The organism is Streptomyces sp. NBC_01622 (assembly GCF_045209635.1).
Taxonomy (GTDB): Bacteria; Actinomycetota; Actinomycetes; order Streptomycetales; family Streptomycetaceae; genus Streptomyces.
In genome coordinates this window covers 1,113,304-1,136,202 of sequence record NZ_CP109293.1, presented here as the reverse complement: position 1 = coordinate 1,136,202, position 22,899 = coordinate 1,113,304, and the positions used below count along the sequence as shown (strand labels likewise).

Below are 22,899 nucleotides of genomic sequence, written 5' to 3'. Positions count from 1 at the left end.
TCAGACGCTAGGACCGCCGACCCACCACACGGCAGTGTCACGGCCGCGGCGTCACCGGTCCGTAAGACCTGCTCACATGGTTCCGGTGAGGGCCGCCCGCCGCGCGACCAGGACGAGAACCAGCAGCTCGCGCTCGGTGAGCAGTTCCGTCAGCGCGGGTTCCTCGGGTGCCGCCGGCGCGTCCGGTGTGTCGGGGAGGAGCGCGGTCGGCAGCGCGGTCAGTGTGTCGATGAGCCGGCGGGTGACGCTCGGCGCGAGCACGGGCTCTCCGCCGACGGCCACGTGGAGGGCGCGGGCGAGGCCGTCGGGGTGGCTGTTCTTCAGCAGAAGCCGTCGGCGCCCGCTCGAAGGGCCGCGTGCACGTACTCGTCGAGGTCGAACGTGGTGAGGACGACGACCCGTGGCGCGGTGCCCGACCCGGACCGGTCGCCGATGATGCGCCGGGTGGCCTCGACGCCATTCGTGCACCGGGACGACGCTGTTCGCGGTGGGCGGCCGATGGGGCGTCCCGGCCGCCGTCTTCTGGGTCCAGGAGTCGGCGATCGGTTTCGGTCCGGCGACGGCCGCGTGCCCGTCACCGACACCCCGTACGGCCGGATCGCCGACGTCATCTGCTACGACGCAGACTTCCCCGCCATGATGCGGACCCGCGCCGACATCATGCTCGTCCCCTCCCACGACTGGCGGGAGTACGGAGCCGCACACACCGAGAAGGCGAGCCTGCGGGCGATCGAGGGCGGCTACTCACTGATCCGTCAGGACGCGGAGGGCGTGTCGGCCGCCTACGACGGCGAGGGCCATGTCCTCGCCGCCACCGACTACTTCACGACCGAACGTCAGACCATGGTGGCCTACGTGCCCGTCCACGGCGTCACCACGGTCTACGACCGGATCGGCGACACCTTCGCCTGGCTCTGCCTGGCCGGTGTCCTCGCGCTCACCGTCACCGCCCTCACCCGCGCGAAGTGACGGACCGTCAGCCGCCCGTGCCGCGCGGCCGTCCCCGCCGAAGAAGAAGCTCAGCACGACCGTGACGGTGGCGGCCACGGCCAGCCGCAGACCCCAAGTGGCGGCGGAGCCGTCCACGAGCGCGGAGGTGACGGCGGGCGCGTCGAGCAGGACACCGCTCAGGGGCAGCGAGGCCGCCGCGCTCAACAGGTAGACCCACAGCGGGGGTTCGTTGGAGACGACGAGGACCGAGGCGGCGAGGACCACGATCGCGCTGAGTACGACGGTGAGCGAGGTGATGTCCATGGCCACGAGCATTCCGCGCGCCGGACGGCGAATCGTCGGCGCGACGGAGGAGCGACATCTCTACCGAAGGGTATAGACACGCCTCCCCACTACAACCTTCCGTATCGGCAGGCTGTCTAACTCCCGCCCGGCACCGACGACTTGCCGGGGTCTCTGCTGTACCAACATGGGGGATGTCATGAGATCTGTCTCCGTCGGGCGACTACTGCGTCGCGGAGCCTGTGCCGGAGCCGTGGGGGCGCTGGTTCTCGCCGGTCTCGGGAGCGGGGCCGCCTTCGCCGACGACGAGCCGCAGACCGATCAGCTGTGGATCCAGGCGCCGTACGACCAATCGGTCACCGTCGCCCCGGCCGGCGGCACGGCCCAGTACCGGACGCTGACGCTCGGCCTGTCCCACGACAACGACAACTTCACCGTGACGGACGGCCGCCTGACCGTCGACGTCTCCGGGCTCACCGGGGTCGCCGAGGTGGCCTGGCCCGACAACTGCACGCCGAACGGCGCGGGCACCGTCGCGGTGTGCGACACCGGGGACGTGCCCACGCGCTACAGCGCACAGGTGCAGCTCAAGGTGCGGGCCGCCGCCGGCGCCGCCGTGGGAGCGCAGGGCGCGATCGAGTACTCCGCCGAGGCCACCGGCGGCCCCGACGGCACGCTCACCGCTCCTGAGGGCAACGCGGAGACTCCCGTCACCGTCCGCTCCGGCCCGGACCTCGGCATCGGCGCCCCGCAGGACGCGACCGGCGTCGCGCCCGGCACGGAACTCACCGTGCCGTTCGCCGTCACCAACACCGGCAACGAGACCGCCCACGGCTTCACCGTGCAGATGTACGCGACATACGGCCTCGACGTCGTCACCCGCTACCCGCAGTGCGCCTACACCGAGCCCGACGTCGGCGGCACCTACATGCCCATGACGCACGCGACCTGCACCTTCGACACCGACATCGCACCCGGCGCCACCGTGGAACTGCCCGCGCCGCTGCGGCTCACCGTCACCGATCACGCGCTCTTCGACCGGTTCGACTACGAGATCGAACCCGTCGGCGGCATCACCGACCTCGACAGCTCGGACAACAGCCGCGCCTGGAGCATCGACGCCGACAACACCGCCGACTTCGCCGCGCACGGCACCGAGGTGAGCGGCGCGGCCGGCGACACCGTCACCGCCGCCTTCCGGTTCACCAACGCCGGCCCGGCCTGGGTCGGCAACGTCGGCTCCGGCGACCCGGTCGCCACGATCGACTTCTACCTCCCGGAGGGCACCACCGCCACGTCCGTGCCCGACAGCTGTGAGACCGCCTGGACGTCGGGCGACGACCCGACCATCGGCCACTACGCCTGCTCCCTGCGGATGTGGGCCAAGCCCGACCTCGACATCAGCTTCCCGTTCCAGCTGCGCATCGACCGCGTCGTTCCCGACGCGACGGGGCATGTAATCGTCCACCCCCACGGCGACAAGCCCGTCGTCTTCGACCCGGACAGCGCGAACAACACGGCCGAGGTGGTCGTCAACCCGACCGCCTGACGGCGACTACGAGGGGGCGCGCCGAAAGCTCGCCCCCTCCTACGTCGACTCCCGCTTCACCAACTCGGTCGGCAGGATCACCGCCGCCGTGTCCTCGCCCCCGATCTGCGCCAGCAGCACCCGCACCATCTCCGCGCTGATCCGGTCGAACGGCTGCCGCATCGTGGTGAGTTCGGGGCTGGACGCGAGCGCGGCGGGGGAGTCGTCGAAGCCGCCGACCGCCACGTCCTCCGGCACCCGCCGCCCGGCCCGCTCCAGCGTGGTCAGGACGCCCCGCGCCATCAGGTCGGAGGCGACGAACACGGCGTCCAGGTCCGGGACCTGAGCGAGCAGCCGCTCGGCGCCCCGCTCGCCGCTGAGGCGGCTGTAGTCGCCGGACACGACGAGCCGGTCGTCCACCTCGACGCCTGCCTCGGCGAGCACTTCCTTGTAGCCGGCGAGGCGCTCGACACCGCCCGGCGTGTCCAGCGGCCCGGTGACCGTGCCGATGCGGCGACGGCCCAGGGAGAGCAGATGCCGGGTCATGTCCCGGGCGCCGTCCCGGTCGTCGGCGGCCACATAGCTGATCTTGGAGCCGAGCCCGATCGGCTTGCCGCACGCGACCAGCGGCACGCCCGCCTCGCTCAGCTCCTCCGCCACCGGGTTCCCGGAGTGGCTGGAGACCAGCAGCACCCCGTCGACGTGCCCCGAGGTGATGTACCGCGTGATGCGCCGCCGCTCGTCCTCGGTGCCGGCCAGCATCAGCAGCAGCGGGATGTCGTGGGCGGCCAGCGCCTGGGTGCAGCCGCGCAGCAGGATGTTGAAGTTCGGGTCCTCGAAGAACTTCTCCTGCGGTTCCGTCAGCAGGAAACCGACCGAGTCCGAGCGCCCGGTGATCAGCGAGCGGGCGTGCCGGTTCACGACGTAACCCGTCCTGCGGATGGCCGCGTTGACGGCCTCCTGCGCGGCCGGGCTCACATAGTGCCCGCCGTTGAGGACCCGCGACACAGTGCCCCGCGAGACACCCGCCTCGCGTGCCACGTCATGGATCGTCGGCGGCCTGCGCCGACCCCCCGTAGTGCTCATGGTCACGACTCTACGGCTCCCGGGCCCGCAGCCTGAAGCACCGATATGGGAGCGTTCACAGCATTCACGGCAGAGAACCATCGGGGACACTTGTCAGCGGTCACGGACGTGCGGTTATGTTGGGGAAGCGCTCTAAGGTGCGCTGTGTGCACGTTCCCAAATGATCGACTACGGGAGAGATCCATGCCGGAGACCACACCCAAGGGGCTCACCAGGCTCGCCTTCGGTGGGGACTACAACCCCGAGCAGTGGCCGGAGAGCGTCTGGCAGGAGGACGTCCGGCTGATGCGGGAGGCCGGCGTCACCATGGTGAGCGTCGGGATCTTCTCCTGGGCCCTGCTGGAACCCGATCCCGGTGTGTACGACTTCGGCTGGCTCGACCGTCTCCTGGACCTCCTGCACGAGCACGGCATCCGCGCCGACCTCGGCACGCCGACGGTCGCCCCGCCCGCCTGGTTCTACCGAGCCCACCCCGAGGCCCTCCCCGTCACAGCCGACGGCACCCGCTACGAGTTCGGCTCACGCGGCGCGATCTGCCACAGCAACGCCGACTACCGCGCCGCCGCCGCGAACATCACCACCCGGCTCGCCGAGCGCTACGGCACCCACCCCGCCCTCGCGCTGTGGCACGTCTTCAACGAGTACGGCGTCCCCGTCTCCGCCTGCTACTGCGACTCCTGCGCCGCCCACTTCCGCCGCTGGCTGACGGCGACGTACCAAACCGTCGACGGCGTCAACGAGGCCTGGGGTACGGCCTTTTGGGGCCAGCGCTACGGCGACCTCGGCCAGATCAACCCGCCCCGCCTCACCCCGACCGCCGTCAACCCTGCCCAGGCGCTGGACTACACGCGGTTCGCGGACGCCACCATGCGCGAGAACTTCGTCGCGGAACGGGACATCCTGCACCGCCTCGCGCCCGGCATCCCGGTGACCACCAACTTCATGGCCGCCCTCAGCCAGTGCGAGTCCGTCGACTACTGGGCCTGGGGCCGCGAGGTCGACCTCGTCACCAACGACCACTACCTGATCACCGACGGCCGCCGCACCCACGTCAACCTCGCGATGGCCGCCGACCTCACCCGCTCCGTCGCCGGCGGCGCCCCCTGGCTGCTCCTCGAACACTCCACCTCGGGCGTCAACTGGCAGCCCCGCAACCCCGCCAAGGCCCCCGGCCAGATGGCCCGCAACGCCCTCTCGCACGTGGCGCGCGGCTCCGACGGTGCGATGTTCTTCCAGTGGCGCCAGTCCCGGCGCGGCGCCGAGAAGTTCCACTCCGCGATGCTCCCGCACGGCGGCACCGAGACCCGCGTCTGGCGCGAGGTCGTCGAACTCGGCACGTCCGTCGAGGAGTTGAGCCAGATACGCGGCACCCGCACCCGGGCCGACGTGGCCGTCGTATGGGACTGGCAGTCGTGGTGGGCGCAGAAACTGGAGTGGCGCCCCAGCCAGGACCACGACGCCCGCGAGCGCGCCGACGCCTTCTACGAGGCCCTCTACGACCGTCACCTCACGGTCGACTTCGCCCACCCGGAAGCCGACTTGTCGGCCTATCCCCTTGTCGTCGTACCCGCCCTGTACCTGACGACGGAGGCGGCCGGCCGAAACCTGAAGCAGTACGTCGAGAACGGCGGGACCCTCGTCGTCTCCTACTTCTCCGGCATCGTCGACGAGCACGACGCCGTCCACGAGGGCGCCTGCCCCGGCGCGCTGCGCGACGTACTCGGCCTGACCGTCGAGGAGTTCTCGCCCCTCCTGGCGGGCGAGCGGGTCCGTATCACCGGCCACGACGGCTCCGAACTCACCGGCGACGTGTGGACCGAGTTCGTCGTCCCGCGCGGCGCCGAGACCGTGTGGACGTACGCCGAAGGCCTCACCGCCGACCATCCGGCCGTCACCCGGCACCGCCTCGGCGAGGGCACCGCCTGGTACGTGTCGACCCGGCTCGACGCCCACGGCCTCGACGCCCTGCTCGGCTGGGCCGCCGACGACGCCCGGATCGCCCCGCGCGCCGAGCTGCCGTACGACGTCGAAGTCGTGTGCAGGGAAGGCGAGTCGGGCAGTTTCCTCTTCGCGATCAACCACAGTGCCTCGGACGTCAAGGTGCCGCTGGGCGCCGACGGCACCGAGCTGCTGACCGGCGAGCGGGCCGCGGGCGGTCTCGCGGTTCCCGCCGGAGCCGTGCGGGTCGTGCGACTCGACGGCTGAGCCGACTCCCCTCCGCCCGCGAGAGCCGTGAGCCGCGGGCGGAGGGGGACGTCCAACGCCCGGTGCGCGTGCGTTCTTGTTCGGCTGCGACGGTGTGGTTCGGCCAACTCCGTTTCCGGAAGCCGCAGTTCGTTCCCTGCGGTCCAGGCGCGTCCCGCCCGTTGCCCCGTGCCCCAGCGGCGACGGCCGTGCCGAACAGGAACGGTCGGTCCCGGACAAGGGGCACCGAGTCCGGGACGAGGTGGACCGTGCTGCGGGAGAGTGGGAGGGCGCGGCAAGCGGCGCGCAGGACGGAGGGGCACGAGATGCTGAGGACTCCGGCAAGTCAGCGACGATTGGACATCCTGGAGTGGCTGAGAGATCCGGCCGCCCACTTCCCGGCACAGCGGTATCTTGACGAGGCCGGGGTCAGCTCGGAGGCGGTGGCGGCCAAGCTGGGCGTGCCCCGCCAGGTGGCCGAGACCCACCTCGAACTCCTCGCGTCCCTGGGCCTGTTGCGCACCCGGCGGATCCGGCTGCGCACCTACTACCGGCGCGACGAGGTCCGTATCGCCGAGGTGGCCCGGATGTTCGAGAAGGGCTGGTAGCGGGACCGCCCGGCCGAGCGTCACACCGTGTCCTGCCCGGCGTCCGCTCCCTCCGGTGTCTCCGGTTCGGTGCGGAACGACGCGTCCGGGTCCCCGAACCGCTCGCACAGCAGCCTGCCCACCAGCGCGCCGCCGTAGAGCACGAACCCCACGCCGACCAGCCAGGACTCCACCACCAGCACCGTGCCGACCGGGCCGTAGCTGACCGCGTTGGTGACCAGGAGCGGGGTGAAGACCAGGTACGAGAACCAGCGCAGGCCGACCAGGCCCGCCATCGTGGCGAGCGCGCCCGGCAGCAGATAGCGCCAGTGGACCTGGCGGTTGAGCAGGAAGTGCGGGCCCCACCAGAAGAACAGCAGGCCGGCCGACATGCTGAGCAGGATCCGGGGCGCGCCCGCGAGGACGTTGCGGGTCTGCACCTGCGCGTACAGATAGCCCATCAGCATGACCAGCCAGATCAGTTGGCGCCAGATGCGGTGCCAGGGCGCGCCGGCCGGGCGCCACACGTGCTCGTAGCCGCTCTGCACACTCGACGCGAAGGACAGCCCGAACAGCGCGAGCAGTGCCACGCTCCAGGCGCTGGTGGTGCCGATGACCTTGCGGGGCGGGGTGAAGACATCGGTGAGCGCGCGGGCCGAGCGGCCGGACAGGTCCATGCCGTCAACCAGCCACAGCGCGAACCCGCCGTGCCCGATCGGATCGGCCGCGGCCACCACGATCAGCAGCGGCGCCAGCGTGACCAGCGCGAGCGTCGCGAACCCCATGGCCCGGTGCAGCAGCTCCAACTCCCGGCCGCGCCGGTTGAGTTCGGCGAGTCCGAGGCGCTGCCACGCGGTGCGGACGCGGTTCACCGGGGAGTTCCCGCGCGGTGGGTGGCCGACCACATCATGCGGGGCCCCCTTCTCACTTCTCGCCGACCGGCAGCGCGATCCGGGTCACCGGGAATACGCTCGGCGAACGTGACCGGGTGCCGCGATGACCGGGAAGACAGCAAGCGTACGCGCGCCGGACCCAACCGTGGAGGTGTTCGTGGACCGACCCAGTGCACTGCTCGCCCGCCGCTACGTCGCGATCGGAGGCGTGGGTCCCGAGGACGTGGTGGCCGACGCCCGCGGCCGGGTGCTGACCGGCGTCGAGGACGGCCGCATCCTGCGCCTCGACGGACTGACCGACCCCGAGGCGGTCCGGGTGGAGACCCTCGCCGACACCGGCGGACGGCCGCTCGGGCTCGAACTCCTCCCGGACGACGCCCTGTTGGTGTGCGACGCGGAACGCGGGCTGCTGCGCGTCGACCTGGCGGACGGAACCGTACGCGTCCTCGCCGACTCGGTGGCGGGGGAGCCGCTGCGGGGCTGCAGCAACGTGGTCGCGCTGTCGGACGGCAGCGTGTACTTCACCGTCTTCAGCCTCCGTTACCCGATCGAGCGGTGGATCGGCGACATCGTCGAACACACCGGCACCGGACGGCTGTTGCGCCTCACACCCGGCGCAGACAGTCCCGAAGTCCTCCTGGACGGACTCCAGTTCGCCAACGGTCTCGCCGCGAGCGCCGACGAGTCCTTCCTGGTCGTCGCGGAGACCGGCGCCCGCCGGCTGACCCGCTACTGGCTCACCGGACCGAAGGCGGACCGGAGCGAGTCCTTCGTGGACGACCTCCCCGGAATGCCCGACAACCTCTGGCGCGCCGGCCCGGACGGGCCGATCTGGGTGGCGCTGGCCGGCCCGCGCGTCGCGCCGCTGGAACTCCTCCACCAGGCCTCACCCGCCGTACGGCAGGCCGCGGCCCGTGTCGCCGTGCGCGTGCCCTTCCGCCCCACCGGCATGATCGGAGCCATGGCGTTCGACGACGACGGAGCCGTCGTCCATCACCTCGTCGCGCGCGGCTCGGCGTACCGGATGACCACCAGCGTGTGCGAGGCCGCCGGGCACCTGGTGCTGGGCAGCGTGCGGGAGCGCGGGATCGCGCTGTGCGAGCCGCCCGCCCCGAAGTGACCCCGGCACCACCCCGGCGTTACCCTGATGCCCGGCCGCGAGCACTCCTCGCGGCGCGGCGGTGGGGCCCGCCGTACCCGAACCGCGGCAGAGGTGCCGCCAACGGTCCCTACTTGTAGAGGCGTGTGCCCCCAGGGCCCCCGACGAGTAGGAGACGTACGGCCATGACAGCTCCCGAAGCGGAGAGTGTGCGCGCCCGACCACAGGCCGCGCGCCCGTCCGTCTGGCGCGGTCAGGGACCCGTGGTCGCCGTCGTCGCGCTCGGCGGCGCGATCGGTGCCGTGGCCCGGTACGCCGCCTCCCTGTGGTGGCCCGCGCAGAGCGGCGGGTTTCCCTGGACGACGTTCTGGATCAATGTGGTCGGCTGCGCCGTCATCGGCGTGTTCATGGTGGTCATCACCGATGTGTGGGCCGCCCACAGGCTGGTGCGGCCGTTCTTCGGCACCGGTGTGCTCGGCGGCTTCACGACCTTCTCGACGTACGCCGTCGACATCCAGAAACTGGTCGACGCGGGCCATCCCCGCACCGCGCTGGCCTATCTCGCCGCGACCCTGCTCGCGGCCCTCGCGGCGGTCCGGCTCGCGGTGACGGCGGCCCGGCGCGTCCTGAAGTGGAGGCAGCGATGACCAGGCTGACCGGCAGCGCCCTGCGCGTGACCGTCTTCATCGGCGAGAACGACACCTGGCACCACAAGCCCCTCTACACGGAGATCGTCCACCGCGCACACATCGCGGGACTGGCCGGTGCCAGCGTCTTCCGGGGCATCGAGGGCTTCGGCGCCTCCTCCCTGATCCACACCACACGGCTGCTGTCGCTCAGCGAGGACCTGCCGGTGGCGATCGTGATCGTGGACACCGAGGAGTGCGTACGGGCGTTCCTGCCGCAGCTCGACGAACTCGTCGGCGAGGGACTGGTGATCCTCGACGAGTGCGAGGTCATCCGGTACGTGGGTCGTACGGACGAGCCCCGCGAGACCGACGTGAAGGGTAAGAGGTCGTTGTGAACTGGCTGTTGGTCGTCGCGGGAGCCTTCGTCGGCGCCCCGCTCCGCTACCTCACCGACCGGGCCGTGCAGACCCGACATGACTCCGTCTTCCCCTGGGGCACCTTCGCGGTGAACGTCACCGGCTGTCTGATCCTGGGCACCCTGACCGGAGCGGTGTCCGCCGGTGCGGCCGGCTCGCATCTCCAACTCCTCGTCGGCACAGGCCTTTGCGGGGCCCTGACGACGTACTCGACCTTCTCGTACGAGACACTGCGACTGACCGAGACAGGGGCGGGGCTCTACGCCGCGGCCAACGTCGTCGGCAGCGTGACGGCGGGCCTCGGTGCGGCATTTGTCGGGGTGTCGATCGCGCAGGCCCTGTGGGCGTAAGAAATCGGGCGGATCCCGCGCCCGAACAGGACCGCCTCCAGCGCTATTGTCTACAGCACTGTCGACCAATCCCGAAGAACTGGATCTCATGAGCGTCATCAGCGTCGGTCAGGCCGCCGTCCTCGGAGTCGTCGAGGGGGTGACGGAGTTCCTGCCCGTCTCCTCCACCGGCCATCTGAAGATCGTCGAGGGGCTGATGAAGATCCCCGTCGACGACGACTCCGTCGTCGGGTTCTCGGCCGTCATCCAGGTCGGCGCGATCGCCGCCGTCCTCGTGTACTTCTTCAAGGACATCGTGCGGATCGTGACCGCGTGGGGTCGTGGCCTGCGCAACCGTGAGGAGCGCTATCACCACGACTACAAGTTCGCCTGGTGGGTGATCTACGCGACGATCCCGATCGTGCTGGTGGGCCTCGCCGCGAAGCCGCTCATCGACGGTCCGCTCGGCTCGTTGTGGGTGGTCGCCGCCTCGCTGATCGTCGGCAGCGGTGTCATGTGGGCGGCGGACCAGATGGGCCGGCACAAGCGCGGTGAGGACGACACCACCTTCAAGGACGCGATGCTGGTGGGCAGTTCGCAGATCCTCGCGCTGCTCTTCCCCGGCTTCTCCCGCTCCGGCGCCACCATGTCCACGGGTCTCATCCTCGACCTGGACCGCGTCGCCGCCACCCGGCTCTCCTTCTTCCTCGGCATCCCCGCCCTGACCGGCGCCGGCATCTACGAGCTGAAGGACGCCCTGGGCGCGGGAGTGGGCGCCGCCCCGCTCGCCGTCGGCACGATCGTGTCCTTCGTGGTGGCCTACGCCTCCATCGCCTGGCTGCTGAAGTTCGTCGCCAAGCACTCCTTCAACGCCTTCGTGATCTACCGGATCATCATCGGCGTCATGCTGTTCGGGCTGCTCGGTGCGGGTGTGCTCAACAGCTGACACCGGACGGACGATCACCGCGGAGGGCGTGAAGCCGGATTTTCAGGCTTCACGCCCTCCGTATTTTTCTTTTCCGATCGCTTGACAGCACTGTCCCGTCACCCGCAGGATCACGTCCGTGAACCTGTCAGACAGCCAGACAGGTGGAGTCGGACCGCGGCGCGTCAGCGCCATGGAAGCGGTGCTCGTCCACCTCCGCGGCGCCATCGAGCGCGGCGACTACGCCATCGGCGACAAGCTGCCCTCCGAGGCCGAGCTGTGCCGCACCCTGGAGATCAGCCGACCGGTGCTCCGCGAGGCCCTGCGGGCCCTGCAGACCATGGGCCTGACCGTCTCCAAGACCGGCAAGGGCACCTTCGTGGTCGCCAACGCCGTGGAGGACCCCACCTTCGGCGACTACGCGGCCAGCGATCTGCTGGAAGTGCGCCGCCACGTCGAGATCCCGGTCGCCGGGTACGCGGCGCTGCGCCGCACCCCGGAGAACCTGGACCATCTGGCCCACCTCCTGGACCGCATGGAACGGGAGACGGACACCACCGCGTGGGTCGCGATGGACACGCTCTTCCATCTCGCGGTGGCGGAGGCCGCGCAGAACCCGGTGTTCCGCCGGGTGATCGAGGAGATCCGCGACGCGCTGGCCCGCCAGTCCGCGTTCCTCAACGAACTCGGCGGCCGGCGCGAGCAGTCCAACCGCGAGCACCGGGCGATCGTCGAGGCGCTGATCGACGGCAGCGAGCCGGACGCCGTCGAGGCCATGTCCCACCACCTCGACCGGGTCGAGACGACCCTCACCGACATCGTGCGCCCCGCGCGCACGGACACCCCCACGGAAGGCGGACCCGAGGCGTGAGCGAGCAGTCCCTGCACGACGGCGTGCAGAAACGATCCGGCCATGTCGACGCCGGAGACGCCGGCTACAGCAAGTCCCTGAAGTCCCGGCACGTCAACATGATCGCCATCGGCGGCGCGATCGGCACCGGTCTCTTCCTCGGCGCCGGCGGCCGCCTCGCCGACGCCGGACCCTCGCTGTTCATCGCGTACGCGGTCTGCGGCCTCTTCGCCTTCCTCGTCGTCCGCGCCCTCGGCGAACTCGTCCTCTACCGGCCCTCGTCCGGCGCCTTCGTGTCGTACGCCCGGGAGTTCCTCGGGGAGAAGGGCGCCTACGTAGCGGGCTGGATGTACTTCCTGAACTGGGCCACCACCGGCATCGCCGACATCACCGCGGTGGCCGTCTACACCCACTACTGGGGCATGTTCTCCGACATTCCTCAATGGTTGATCGCATTGATCGCCCTCGCGGTCGTCCTGACGGTCAACTTGATCTCGGTCCGGCTCTTCGGCGAGCTGGAGTTCTGGTTCGCGATCATCAAGGTGAGCGCGCTCGTCGTCTTCATGCTGATCGGCATCTTCCTGCTGGTCACCCAGCACCAGGTCGACGGCACGACCCCCGGCCCGTCCCTGATCACCGACAACGGCGGCATCTTCCCCAACGGCCTCCTGCCCATGCTCCTGATCGTCCAGGGCGTCGTCTTCGCCTACGCCTCCGTCGAGCTGGTCGGCGTCGCTGCGGGCGAGACCGAGAACCCCGAGAAGATCATGCCGAAGGCGATCAACTCGATCATGTGGCGCGTCGGCCTCTTCTACGTCGGCTCGGTGCTCCTGCTCTCGATGCTGCTGCCCTGGAACAAGTACAGCGCCGGCCAGAGCCCCTTCGTGACCGTGCTGTCGAACATCGGCATCCCGGCGGCGGGCGGGGTCATGAACCTCGTCGTCCTCACCGCGGCCATGTCCTCGCTCAACTCCGGCCTGTACTCCACCGGCCGCATCCTCCGCTCCATGGCGATGTCCGGCTCGGCCCCCAAGTTCACCTCGGTGATGAGCCGCAGCCAGGTCCCCTACGGCGGCATCCTGCTCACCAGCGGCATCTGCGTCCTCGGCGTCGGCCTCAACTACGTCGTCCCGGCGGACGCGTTCGAGATCGTCCTCAACTTCGCGGCGATCGGCATCCTCGCCACCTGGGGCATGATCATGCTCTGTCACCTCCTCTTCTGGCAGAAGACCGAGAGGGGCGAACTCTCCCGGCCCGGCTACCGGTTGCCGGGTTCCCCCTGGACCGAACTCGTGACGCTGGCCTTCCTCGCCTCCGTCCTGGTCCTCATGTACGCCGACGGCGGCGCCGGACGCACCACCGTGCTGTGCCTCCCGCTGATCGCCGCCGCGCTGGTCGCCGGATGGTTCGCCGTCCGCCGCCGCGTGGCGAGCACGTCCACCACCGCACCCGACGCGTGAGACCCACGCCGTCCTGACCTGACAGGCAGCGATGTACAGCAGTCCCCTCGCGGACCCACCCCTCATCCGTGAACCCCTCCACGCACCCGTCGCCCACCTCATACGCGGCGGAATGATCGAGGGCATCCACTACGGCTCCGTCGTCGTCCTCGACACCGACGGACAGGTCCAGCTCCAGATCGGCGACATCGAGGCCGCGTTCTACCCGCGCTCGGCGATCAAGCCCGTCCAGGCCGTCGCCATGGTGCGGGCGGGGCTGCCACTCGACGGCGAGCTGCTCGCGCTCGCCGCCGCCAGCCACTCCGGCGAGGAACGCCACCTCGCCGGGACCCGGCGCATCCTCGAACTCGCCGGGCTGACCGAGGACGCTCTGCGCAACGTACCGGATCTGCCCTACGACCCGGTCGTGCGCGATGCCTGGGTGCGCGAGGGTCGGCTGGCGTCCCGGCTCGCCCAGAACTGCTCCGGCAAGCACGCGGCCATGTTGTACGTGTCGAAGCTCAACGGCTGGTCGCTCGACGACTGTCTCGATCCCGCCCACCCGCTTCAGCAGGCGATCGCGGAGATCGTGGAGGATCTCACCGGGCAGCGGATCGCCCGGGTGAGTGTCGATGGGTGTGGTGCTCCGCTGTTCTCCATTTCGTTGCACGGGCTTGCTCGGGCTGTTTCGCGGATCACCACTGCGGCGCCCGGTACGCCTGAGGCGCGGGTCGCGGATGCGATGCGGGAGTTTGCCGAGATGGCGTCCGGGGCCGGGCGGGATGTGGCCGCGTTGATGCGGGCCGTTCCCGGGTTGCTTGCCAAGGACGGGTTCGAGGGTGTCGAGGTTGCCGCGTTGCCTGATGGGCGGGCTGTTGCGGTGAAGATCGCGGACGGGGCGAATCGGGCGCGCGTGCCGGTCGCTGCCGCTGGGCTTGCTCGGGCTGGGGTTTCGGAGTCGCTGCTTGCCGAGTTTGCGGGGGAGGCGTTGCTTGGTGGCGGGGAGCCGGTGGGTTGTGTGCGGCCCGTGCGTGCATTGGACCCGGTGTCGCCGTTGTCCGCGTGTGCCTAGATCGGTTGTCGGGTCGCTGCGGGCCGGTTGTGGCTGGTCGCGCAGTTCCCCGCGCCCCTGAAGGGGCGCTTGCCCTCGCCTCATTGAGAAAGGACCTGCACCCTCATGTACCGCAGCGAACACGACCTCCTCGGGGACCGGGATGTACCCGCCTCCGCCTACTGGGGTGTTCACACCCTGCGTGCCACGGAGAACTTCCCCATCACCGGGACGCCGATCTCCGTCTACCCGCACTTGATCAACGCTCTTGCCGCCGTCAAGGAAGCCGCCGCTCTCGCCAATGAGGAGTTGGGGCTGCTCTCGGCGGAGAAGACGGCCGCCATTGTTGCCGCGTGCCGGGAGATCCGGGACGGGAAGCTGCACGACCAGTTCGTCGTGGACGTGGTTCAGGGTGGGGCCGGTACCTCCACCAACATGAACGCCAACGAGGTTGTCGCCAACCGGGCGTTGGAGTTGCTGGGGCATGGCAAGGGGGAGTACCAGTACCTGCACCCCAATGAGGACGTCAACCTTGGGCAGTCAACCAATGACGTGTATCCGACCGCGGTCAAGATAGCGACCGTCTTTGCCGTACATGGATTGATCGCGTCAATGTCCGTACTGCAGGACGCGTTCGCCCGTAAGGCCGTCGAGTTCCGTGACGTGCTCAAGATGGGCCGTACACAGTTGCAGGACGCGGTGCCGATGACGCTCGGTCAAGAGTTCTCCGCGTATGCCGTCATGATTGACGAGGATCGTCAACGTCTCGACGAGGCTGTCCAGTTGATCCATGAGATCAACCTTGGTGCCACGGCCATCGGTACAGGACTCAATGCTCCCGCCGGGTATGCCGAGTCGGCGCGGCGGCACCTCGCCGAGATCACCGGGCTGCCGCTCGTGACGGCGGCCAACCTGGTCGAAGCCACGCAGGACTGCGGGGCGTTCGTCCAGATGTCGGGTGTGCTGAAGCGGGTCGCGGTCAAGCTCTCCAAGAGCTGCAACGACCTGCGGCTGCTGTCCTCGGGGCCGCGCGCGGGGCTCGGGGAGATCAACCTGCCGCCCGTGCAGGCCGGTTCGAGCATCATGCCCGGCAAGGTCAACCCGGTGATCCCCGAGGTCGTCAACCAGGTCGCCTTCGAGGTGATCGGCAACGACGTCACCATCACGATGGCCGCCGAGGCCGGACAGCTCCAGCTCAACGCGTTCGAGCCGATCATCCTGCACTCGCTGTCGGAGAGCATCACGCATCTGCGGGCCGCGTGCCTCACGCTGGCCGAGCGGTGCGTGGACGGCATCACCGCCAACACCGAGGCGCTGCGCGCGAGCGTGGAGAACTCCATCGGCCTGGTCACCGCGCTCAACCCGCACATCGGGTACACGGCCGCCACCGACATCGCCAAGGAGGCCCTCGCCTCCGGCCGGGGCGTGGCCGAACTCGTGCTGGAGAAGGGCCTGTTGCCCGCCGAGACGCTCGCCGGTCTGCTGCGGCCCGAGGTCCTGGCCGGCAGCGGTCCCGTGGCCGTCTGACGGCGGACGCGCACCAGGACCGGCCCGGAGGCACAATGGTGATCATGTCCCCCTCGATGACCTTCCAGCCGGTCCTGGAGCGCATCGCCGGCGAGATCGAGCGGACCCCCGGCCGCGGCCGGCCCGCCGACTACATCCCGGCGCTCGCCGCCTGCGACCCGCGCAGCTTCGGCATGGCCGTCGCGGAACTGGACGGCACGGTCTACGGCGTGGGGGACTGGCGGCAGCCGTTCTCCACGCAGTCCATCACCAAGGTCTTCACCCTCGCCCTCGACCTGGCCCGCGAGGGCGACGAACTCTGGGAGCACGTGGGCCGCGAACCCTCCGGCAACCCCTTCAACTCCCTTGTCCAGCTGGAGTACGAGAACGGCATCCCGCGCAACCCGTTCATCAACGCGGGCGCGCTCGTCGTCACCGACCGGCTGCAGACCCGTACCGGCGACGCGGCGGGCGAACTGCTCGCCTTCCTGCGCGCGGAGAGCGGCAACGCGAGCCTCGACTTCGACAAGGAGGTCGCCGCCTCGGAGTCCGCGCACGGCGACCGCAACGCGGCCCTCGCCCACTTCATGAAGTCCTACGGCAACATCGACAACGACGTGCCCGTCCTCCTGGACCAGTACTTCCGGCAGTGCTCCATCGAGGCGTCCTGCGCGGACCTCGCCCGGGCGGCCGGTTTCCTGGCCCGGCACGGCAGCCGCGCCGACGGCACCCGGCTGCTCACCCTCACGCAGGCCAAGCAGGTCAACGCGGTGATGCTGACCTGCGGGACGTACGACGCGGCGGGCGAGTTCGCCTACCGGGTGGGCCTGCCCGGCAAGAGCGGGGTGGGTGGCGGGATCATCGCGATCGTCCCGGGCCGGTGCACCCTCGCCGTGTGGAGCCCCGGGCTCGACGAACGCGGGAACTCGGTGGCCGGTGTCGCCGCCCTGGACCGCTTCACGACACTCACAGGGGTGTCGGTGTTCTGACGGACACGGCGAATTCACAGGTATCCAGGCCCGATCACACGGAGGTCACGCGCAGTCCGCCGCACGGAGAGCGGCACGTCGCTTTCCCGCCATCCGGCGTTGACACGCTGACCGAGTGTTGGCCATGGCTTTTCCCGTCGATCTCCGCCGCTGCCAGGTACTCGGTCTGGCCGGAACCGCCGTCCTCGCGCTGGGCGGTGAGACGGCCGGAGCGCTGCCGTCCGCCGACCTCTTCTCCCCGGCCTCCGCGCAGGCAGCGCTGGGGCTGGTCGGGGTCTACTTCGGTGTCGTCCTGCTGATAGCGGCCTGGCTGCTGCTGGGCAAACAGATCCGCAGCGCCGAACCGCCGAGCCCGCGCTCCCTGCTGCTGGTCCTCGCGGTATGGGCGGCCCCGCTGCTGCTCGCGCCGCCGCTGTTCAGCCGGGACGTGTACAGCTATCTCGCGCAGGGCGCCATGGTCGACGCCCACATGGACGTCTACGCGCACGGCCCCGCCGCGCTCGGCGGCCCCCTCGCCGACGAGGTCGCCCCCCTGTGGCAGCACACCGGGGCGCCGTACGGCCCGGTGTTCCTCGCCCTGGCCTCGGGGCTGTCCGGACTGACCCGGGGGCAACTCCCCGCCGGGCTCTTCGGGATGCGGCTCGTCGCCCTGCTCGGCGTGGGCCTGATGGCCGCCGCCCTGCCCCGGCTCGCCCGGCAATGCGGCGCCGACCCGGCCGCGGCGCTCTGGCTGGGCGCCCTCAATCCGCTGGTCCTTCTCCACCTGGTCGCGGGCGCCCACAACGACGCGATCATGCTCGGGCTGCTCGGTACAGGCCTGGTCGCCGCGCGCGGCCGGTGGCCGGTCCTGGGCGCCGTACTCGTCACACTCGCCGCTCTCGTCAAGGCACCCGCCGCGCTCGGGCTCGCCGCGGTCGTGCTGCTCCAGATCCGCGCGGGCCACCGCCCGGCGAAAGCCGTCACGACGACCGTCGTCGCGTCCGCGGTCACCACGGTCGCCGCCACGGCCGTCGCGGGCACGGGCTACGGCTGGATAGGCGCCCTCGACACACCCGTCTCGGCGCACAACTGGGCCCTCACCAGCCTCCTCGGCCGCGCCACCGGCGCCCTGCTCGAACACCTCGGCAGCGGTCTTGCCCCCTTCGCGATCCCGGCCTGGCACGCCCTCGGGCTCGCCGTCACCGGCGCGGCCATCCTCGCCATATGGCTGCGGCTGCGGCCCAGCCCGGTCTACGCGCTCGGCCTGAGCCTCGCGGTGGTGGCCGCCTTCGGCCCGGCGATCCGCCCCTGGTACGCCCTGTGGGGTCTCTTCCTCATCGCCGCCGCCGCGCCCAGCACGTCCGTACGGCACCGGGTGGCCGCCGTCACCGGCGTCCTCGCGCTCGCCGTGCTGCCCAGCGGCGGGCCCGCCGACATCGGACAACTCGTGCTGGCCGTCTCCGGCGGCGTCCTCGCGATCGTCGTCCTCTGGCAGGCCCGCCAGGCAGCAGAAGCCCCGGCCCTGGGACGTACGGCATGAGAACACCCACCACCGACCGCGGCCGACTCCTCCTGGTGCTGACCCTCGCCACCACCGTGACCGTCTTCACCGCGACCGTCCCACTGCTGCGCGACTGGTTCGACCTGCGCGTCTACTACGGCACCGTCCACACCTGGCTCCACCACGGCGGCCGGATCTACGACTACCACGTGCCCGGGACCACCTACGGCTTCACCTACCCGCCGTTCGCCGCCGTCAGCATGGCCCCGATGGGGTACCTCGGGCTGGGCACCGCGATCGTCGCCGCGCTGGTCCTCAATCTGGTGGCCCTCGCCGTGGTGCTGCGCATCCTGGCCGGTCCCGGATGGCGGCGCTACGGCTGGTTCGGGTGGGCGCTGGTGGCCTGTGGGCTGGCGCTGTTCGAGCCGTTGCGCGACACCTTCAGCTTCGGGCAGGTGAACCTCCTGCTGCTGGCCCTGGTCCTCGGCGACGGCTGGCTGCTCTCCACCGGCCGGGGCCGCTGGGCGGGCGTGGGCATCGGCCTCGCGGCGGCCATCAAGCTGACGCCGGCGCTGTTCATCGGCCTGCTGCTGGTGGCCAGACGCTGGAAAGCCGCCGCGGTGGCGACGGCTGTGGCGCTCGCGGCGACCGGGCTCGCGGTCCTGGTGGTCCCGGACGCCTCGAAGTTCTACTGGACCCACGCCGTGTGGGACACCACCCGGGTGGGCCGCCTCGACTACGTCTCCAACCAGTCCCTGCAAGGCGTCCTGGCCCGCCTCGGCGAGACCGGCCGCCCGCTGTGGGCGACGGTCGTCCTGCTCGTGCTGTGCGTATGGGCGGTGCGGGTCCGCCGTGCGGTCGTCGCGGGGGACTGGACGGCCGCCTTCGCGCTGACCGGGCTGACCGCGTGTCTGATCAGTCCGATCACCTGGGTGCACCATCTCGTGTGGCTGCTGCCCTCGTTCGCGGTGCTGGTCCGCGCGGGGCACCCGCGGATCGCGGGCGCCCTGTACGCGGTGATGTGCACGAGCGTCGTGTGGCTGTGGTTCGACGACTCCTCGGGCATCGACGGATTCCTCGGCAGCAACACGTACACCTGGATCACGCTCGGCCTGCTGCTGTGGCTGCCGACCGGTCAGGCCCCGGGAAGCCGCCGGCCCTTCAGCCGCAACGCCAGCACCACCGCGCCCGCGCCGAGCACGGCGGCCCCCACGACCGCGGCCGTCTCCGCCCAGCCCGGCCCCTCGTCCGCCGCCACCGCGGCGGCCACCGGCACGGCGGCGGGACCCGGCCTCGGGCTTGCCCGCAACGCGTCCAGCGAACCCACCGGATCGACCCGCCCGGCAGCCGCGAAACCCCAGTCGAGCAGCTCGCGGGCCTCCTCGTACACGGTGAAGCCGCCGCCCGCCTGAGGGTTCATCACCGTGACGACGAGCGACCGCCCGCCCCGACGCGCCGCCGCGACAAGGGTGTTGCCCGCGTGGGTGGTGTAGCCGTTCTTCACACCGATGAGCCCCGGATACGGCTCGACGCCGTCGTTGCCGGTCAGCAGCCGGTTGGTGTTCTGGATCGCGTACGACGATCCGTCACCCGGGAACTCGGCCTCGGCGGTGGAGCAGTACCGCGCGAAGTCCGCGTTGCGCAGGCCGGCCCGGCCGAACACCGCGAGGTCGAAGGCGGAGGACACCTGGCCGTCGGTGTCGTAGCCGTCCGGCGAGATGACATGTGTGTCGAGCGCGCCCAGGGAGCGCGCCTTGGCCTGCATGCGGGCGGCCGTGGCGTCCCAGCCGCCGTTGAGGGCGGCCAGGACGTGCACGGCGTCGTTCCCGGAGTTGAGGAAGACCCCGCGCCACAGGTCGGCGACGCGGTAGGTGTGGCCTTCCTCGACACCGACCAGGCTGCTGCCCTCGCCGATGTCGGCCAGGTCCTGTTCGCTGACACGGTGCCGTGTCCCTCCGGGGAGTGCGGGGAGGACAGTGAGCGCGAACAGGGTTTTCAGGGTGCTGGCGGGCGGGAGTCTGCGGTGGGCGTCGTGGGCGGCCAGGACTTCGCCGGTGCGGGCGTCTGCGACGAGCCAGGACAGGGCGGAGATGTCCGGGAGTTGGGGGGCGCCGGGGTGGAGGTGGACCTGGGTACTGGGATCCGGCCCGGTGCTGGCTGTCGCCGCGGTGGGGGTGAATGCGAGGACGCTCGTCAGGCAGAGGGCGCAGGCTGACATGGCGATCCGGGGTGAGAATCCGATTGTCATACCGCAAACGTAGGAACGTCGTTGTTGTTCAGGGTGATGGCGGGGCCGGGCGGGGTGAGTGTGCACCCGGATGCGCTAGTGGTTCGGCTGCGGGCCGGTGGGGGCTGGTCGCGCCCACGCGGCTGAGCCGCATATGGATACAGCCCCGCGCCCGCAAAGACGATGGCTCGGGTCAGTTTGACGGCAGCGTGGGCTGGATGCGGCGCAAGAACGTGGCGTTGTCCGGGGTTTCCCGCATGCGCTCCAGCAGCGTTTCCGTGCTGCTCTGGCCGTCCCTGTTCTGGAGGACGCGGCGCAGGCCTCGTACTGCCGTCAACTCGGCGGGAGTGAGCAGGAGTTCCTCGCGGCGGGTGCCGGACGGGTTGATCTCCACGGCCGGGAACACCCGGCGGGAGGCCAGCTCGCGGCTGAGGCGGAGCTCCATGTTGCCCGTGCTCTTGAGCTCCTCGAAGTAGAAGTCGTCGGCACGGGAGCCGGTCTCGACCAGCGCGGTGGCGAGGATGGTGAGCGAACCGCCCTCCTCGGCGAGGCGGGCGGCGCCGAAGAACTTCTTCGGGCCGATCAGCGCGGTCGCGTCGACACCGCCGCTGAGGGTACGGCCGCCGGAGGCCGCCGCGTTGTTGTGCGCCCGGCAGAGCCGGGTCAGCGAGTCGAGCAGGATCACTACGTCCTCACCCGCCTCGACGAGCCGCTTGGCCCGCTCGATCACGAGCTCGGCCAGCGCGATGTGCTGCCTGGGCGCCTTGTCGAAGGTGGAGGCGTACACCTCGCCGCGCACGGAGCGCCGCATGTCGGTGACCTCCTCGGGCCGCTCGTCGAGCAGCACGACCATCAGCCGGGCCTCGGGGTGGTTGCCGGCGACGGCCGCCGCGATCTGCTGGAGCAGTACGGTCTTGCCGGTCTTGGGCGGGGCCACGATCAGTCCGCGCTGGCCCTTGCCGACGGGGGCGATCAGGTCGGCGACGCGCCCGGTGAGTCCGGCCGCCGGGTGTTCGAGGTGGAGCCGCTCGCGCGGGTGCAGCGGGGTGAGGTCGCGGAAGTGGCGTCGGCCGCGCAGTTCGTCGGGCGTGCGCCCGTTGACGAACGCGACCTCGGTCAGGGCGCGCTGCCCGCCGCGGACGCCTTCCACGAGGTCGCCCTTGCGCAGGCCGTGACGGCGGATCAGCGCGGGGGAGACCTGGAGGTCGGTGGGCGAGGGCTGGCAGTTCAGCGCCCGCAGGTGCCCCTTCCCGTTGCCGTCGATGCCGAGGACACCGGTCGCGGTCTGGGTGCGGGGCTGTTCCTGTACGGGGGGTTCGAGTGTGGTGGTCATGATGGGTGGTCCTTTCAAGGACGGTTGCATGTGTCATGCGGAAGGAAGGGGAGAAGCCGCAGAGGGAGGGCGCATGAGCGCTCCTCGGGGCGGCGGGAACATCACCTCGGGTGCGGCGGAAAAACGCCGGTCACGAGCTGGTGTGAAGAAGCCGTTGTGCCGGTCGGAATCGACGGGCCGGTCGGCGGAGAAGAAGTGATACTGGCACCGGCGCCCGGAACGGGGCGTACACAAGTGCTGACCGCACCGTAGCACACCCGGTGCGGGTCCGGCTGTGAGATACGGCTCAGCGGCTTGCCAGCAGGCCGTAGAGAAGGGGGATCCGCGGCTCTGGCAGGCGCCACCAGCCGGTCGGGGTCCGTTCCATCCGGGGCCAGCGCGGCCACGGGAGTTCGTCGCTCTCGCGGAGTCGTCGGATGTTCAGTCCTGCCGTCGTCAACGCGTTGATGACCTGGTCTATTCCGTGCATCCACTCGTAGCTGTCGGTCGCGTCCGCGACGGCGGGACCGTCGGTGTACGTGTACGTCGCGTCCCGGTGCACCGGACCGCCGCCGCCCAGGTAGTCGTGGCGCAGCAGCAGTTCGGGTCCCTCGCCCGGATTCGGCTTCGGGCCCAGGGAGTTGAGCAGGGGGTGGAATTCGACGATGTACAACAGACCGCCCCGGCACAGGAGTTGGGCGATCACGTCGGCCCAGCGCGGGAGGTCGGGCAGGTAGCACAGGGCGCCCTTGCCGGTGTACACGACGTCGAACTGCCGCTGTCCCAGAGCCTCGACGGCGTCGTACACATTCGCCTGTACGTAGTCGACGTCGAGCCCCGCCTTCGCCGCGATGCCGGTCGCGGCCGTCACCGACGCCTCGGAGAAGTCGAGTCCCACGGCTCGTGCCCCGCGCCGCGCGAACGCGAGGGTCTCGGTGCCGAGATGGCACTGGAGGTGGAGCACGTCACGGCCGGCCAGGTCGCCGAGGTCGTCCCACTCGAAGGCGGCGAACCAGCGGTCCGGGTCCGGGTCCCCGTCGAGGCCGTAGAACCGGCTGGCGAGGTGGACGGGGGTGCGGGCGTCCCAGTTCGCCTGGTTGGCTCGCATCATCCGTGCTTGCTCGTCGGTGCTCATG

22 protein-coding genes and 1 pseudogene are annotated in these 22,899 nt (G+C 70.6%); 17 read left to right on the top strand and 6 right to left on the bottom strand.

What is annotated here, in order from left to right; all coding sequences use genetic code 11:
* Positions 1-72: 72 nt before the first annotated feature.
* On the bottom strand, positions 73-261 hold the full coding sequence (locus OH768_RS05205; protein WP_406450499.1) for a hypothetical protein: 189 nt from the start codon (positions 259-261) through the stop codon (positions 73-75).
* Positions 262-567: 306 nt separating this feature from the next.
* On the opposite strand from OH768_RS05205, the gene OH768_RS05200 reads away from it, so the two are divergent.
* The 3 genes from OH768_RS05200 to OH768_RS05190 all read left to right on the top strand — a co-directional run bounded on the left by OH768_RS05200 (position 568) and on the right by OH768_RS05190 (position 2,782).
* Positions 568-969 carry a hypothetical protein gene (locus tag OH768_RS05200; protein ID WP_406450497.1) on the top strand — a complete coding sequence of 134 codons (402 nt, stop codon included), beginning with the start codon at positions 568-570 and terminating at the stop codon, positions 967-969.
* Between the two features lie 61 nt (positions 970-1,030).
* The gene (locus tag OH768_RS05195) at positions 1,031-1,162 is read left to right on the top strand and encodes a hypothetical protein (protein WP_406450495.1); all 132 of its coding nucleotides are present in this window, start codon (positions 1,031-1,033) and stop codon (positions 1,160-1,162) included.
* Positions 1,163-1,432: 270 nt separating this feature from the next.
* Positions 1,433-2,782 carry a hypothetical protein gene (locus OH768_RS05190; protein WP_406450493.1) on the top strand — a complete coding sequence of 450 codons (1,350 nt, stop codon included), beginning with the start codon at positions 1,433-1,435 and terminating at the stop codon, positions 2,780-2,782.
* 39 nt (positions 2,783-2,821) lie between these two features.
* Here the strand turns inward: OH768_RS05190 and OH768_RS05185 are convergent, their stop codons facing one another.
* The gene (locus tag OH768_RS05185) at positions 2,822-3,853 is read right to left on the bottom strand and encodes a LacI family DNA-binding transcriptional regulator (protein WP_406450491.1); all 1,032 of its coding nucleotides are present in this window, start codon (positions 3,851-3,853) and stop codon (positions 2,822-2,824) included.
* 177 nt (positions 3,854-4,030) lie between these two features.
* Here OH768_RS05185 and OH768_RS05180 point away from each other — a divergent pair, with 177 nt between their 5' ends.
* Positions 4,031-6,052, top strand: a complete 2,022-nt coding sequence (locus OH768_RS05180; RefSeq protein ID WP_406450489.1) for a beta-galactosidase — start codon at positions 4,031-4,033, stop codon at positions 6,050-6,052.
* 305 nt (positions 6,053-6,357) lie between these two features.
* Positions 6,358-6,639 (top strand): ArsR family transcriptional regulator, encoded by a 282-nt coding sequence (locus OH768_RS05175; protein ID WP_406450487.1) that lies wholly within the window; start codon positions 6,358-6,360, stop codon positions 6,637-6,639.
* A gap of 20 nt (positions 6,640-6,659) precedes the next feature.
* Here OH768_RS05175 and OH768_RS05170 read toward each other — a convergent pair whose 3' ends face one another.
* On the bottom strand, positions 6,660-7,490 hold the full coding sequence (locus OH768_RS05170) for a ribonuclease BN (RefSeq protein ID WP_406450485.1): 831 nt from the start codon (positions 7,488-7,490) through the stop codon (positions 6,660-6,662).
* Positions 7,491-7,668: 178 nt separating this feature from the next.
* On the opposite strand from OH768_RS05170, the gene OH768_RS05165 reads away from it, so the two are divergent.
* The 12 genes from OH768_RS05165 to OH768_RS05110 all read left to right on the top strand — a co-directional run bounded on the left by OH768_RS05165 (position 7,669) and on the right by OH768_RS05110 (position 19,636).
* Positions 7,669-8,631, top strand: coding sequence for an SMP-30/gluconolactonase/LRE family protein (locus OH768_RS05165; RefSeq protein ID WP_406450483.1), 963 nt, complete (start codon positions 7,669-7,671; stop codon positions 8,629-8,631).
* Positions 8,632-8,795: 164 nt separating this feature from the next.
* Positions 8,796-9,257, top strand: a complete 462-nt coding sequence (gene crcB, locus OH768_RS05160) for a fluoride efflux transporter CrcB (RefSeq protein ID WP_406450481.1) — start codon at positions 8,796-8,798, stop codon at positions 9,255-9,257.
* Positions 9,254-9,634, top strand: a complete 381-nt coding sequence (locus OH768_RS05155; protein ID WP_406450479.1) for a DUF190 domain-containing protein — start codon at positions 9,254-9,256, stop codon at positions 9,632-9,634. Before crcB (OH768_RS05160) ends, OH768_RS05155 begins: the two co-directional genes overlap by 4 nt.
* On the top strand, positions 9,631-10,005 hold the full coding sequence (crcB, locus tag OH768_RS05150) for a fluoride efflux transporter CrcB (protein WP_406450477.1): 375 nt from the start codon (positions 9,631-9,633) through the stop codon (positions 10,003-10,005). The genes OH768_RS05155 and crcB (OH768_RS05150) overlap by 4 nt, the downstream gene beginning before the upstream one ends.
* Positions 10,006-10,093: 88 nt before the next feature.
* Entirely contained in the window at positions 10,094-10,930 is an 837-nt protein-coding gene (locus OH768_RS05145; RefSeq protein WP_406450475.1) for an undecaprenyl-diphosphate phosphatase, read from the top strand.
* Between the two features lie 172 nt (positions 10,931-11,102).
* Positions 11,103-11,780, top strand: a complete 678-nt coding sequence (locus tag OH768_RS05140) for a FadR/GntR family transcriptional regulator (protein WP_019068931.1) — start codon at positions 11,103-11,105, stop codon at positions 11,778-11,780.
* Complete coding sequence (locus tag OH768_RS05135; RefSeq protein ID WP_406450473.1) at positions 11,777-13,219, top strand: amino acid permease; 1,443 nt, start codon at positions 11,777-11,779, stop codon at positions 13,217-13,219. Before OH768_RS05140 ends, OH768_RS05135 begins: the two co-directional genes overlap by 4 nt.
* Before the next feature lie 31 nt (positions 13,220-13,250).
* Complete coding sequence (locus OH768_RS05130; protein ID WP_406450471.1) at positions 13,251-14,270, top strand: asparaginase; 1,020 nt, start codon at positions 13,251-13,253, stop codon at positions 14,268-14,270.
* Positions 14,271-14,375: 105 nt separating this feature from the next.
* Entirely contained in the window at positions 14,376-15,776 is a 1,401-nt protein-coding gene (gene aspA, locus OH768_RS05125) for an aspartate ammonia-lyase (protein ID WP_019068934.1), read from the top strand.
* 35 nt (positions 15,777-15,811) lie between these two features.
* Complete coding sequence (locus tag OH768_RS05120; RefSeq protein WP_406450469.1) at positions 15,812-16,744, top strand: glutaminase; 933 nt, start codon at positions 15,812-15,814, stop codon at positions 16,742-16,744.
* 124 nt (positions 16,745-16,868) lie between these two features.
* On the top strand, positions 16,869-18,263 hold the full coding sequence (mptB, locus tag OH768_RS05115) for a polyprenol phosphomannose-dependent alpha 1,6 mannosyltransferase MptB (protein ID WP_406450467.1): 1,395 nt from the start codon (positions 16,869-16,871) through the stop codon (positions 18,261-18,263).
* Entirely contained in the window at positions 18,260-19,636 is a 1,377-nt protein-coding gene (locus tag OH768_RS05110) for a glycosyltransferase family 87 protein (RefSeq protein WP_406450465.1), read from the top strand. Before mptB ends, OH768_RS05110 begins: the two co-directional genes overlap by 4 nt.
* Before the next feature lie 59 nt (positions 19,637-19,695).
* Here OH768_RS05110 and OH768_RS05105 read toward each other — a convergent pair.
* The 3 genes and pseudogenes from OH768_RS05105 to OH768_RS05095 form a co-directional block, all read right to left on the bottom strand.
* Positions 19,696-20,442 (bottom strand): annotated as a pseudogene (locus OH768_RS05105) (D-alanyl-D-alanine carboxypeptidase family protein); the annotation flags it as partial.
* Between the two features lie 202 nt (positions 20,443-20,644).
* Positions 20,645-21,784 (bottom strand): transcription termination factor Rho, encoded by a 1,140-nt coding sequence (rho, locus tag OH768_RS05100; RefSeq protein WP_406450463.1) that lies wholly within the window; start codon positions 21,782-21,784, stop codon positions 20,645-20,647.
* A 286-nt stretch (positions 21,785-22,070) separates the two neighbouring features.
* Positions 22,071-22,898, bottom strand: coding sequence for a class I SAM-dependent methyltransferase (locus OH768_RS05095; RefSeq protein WP_406450461.1), 828 nt, complete (start codon positions 22,896-22,898; stop codon positions 22,071-22,073).
* Position 22,899: the final 1 nt, after the last annotated feature.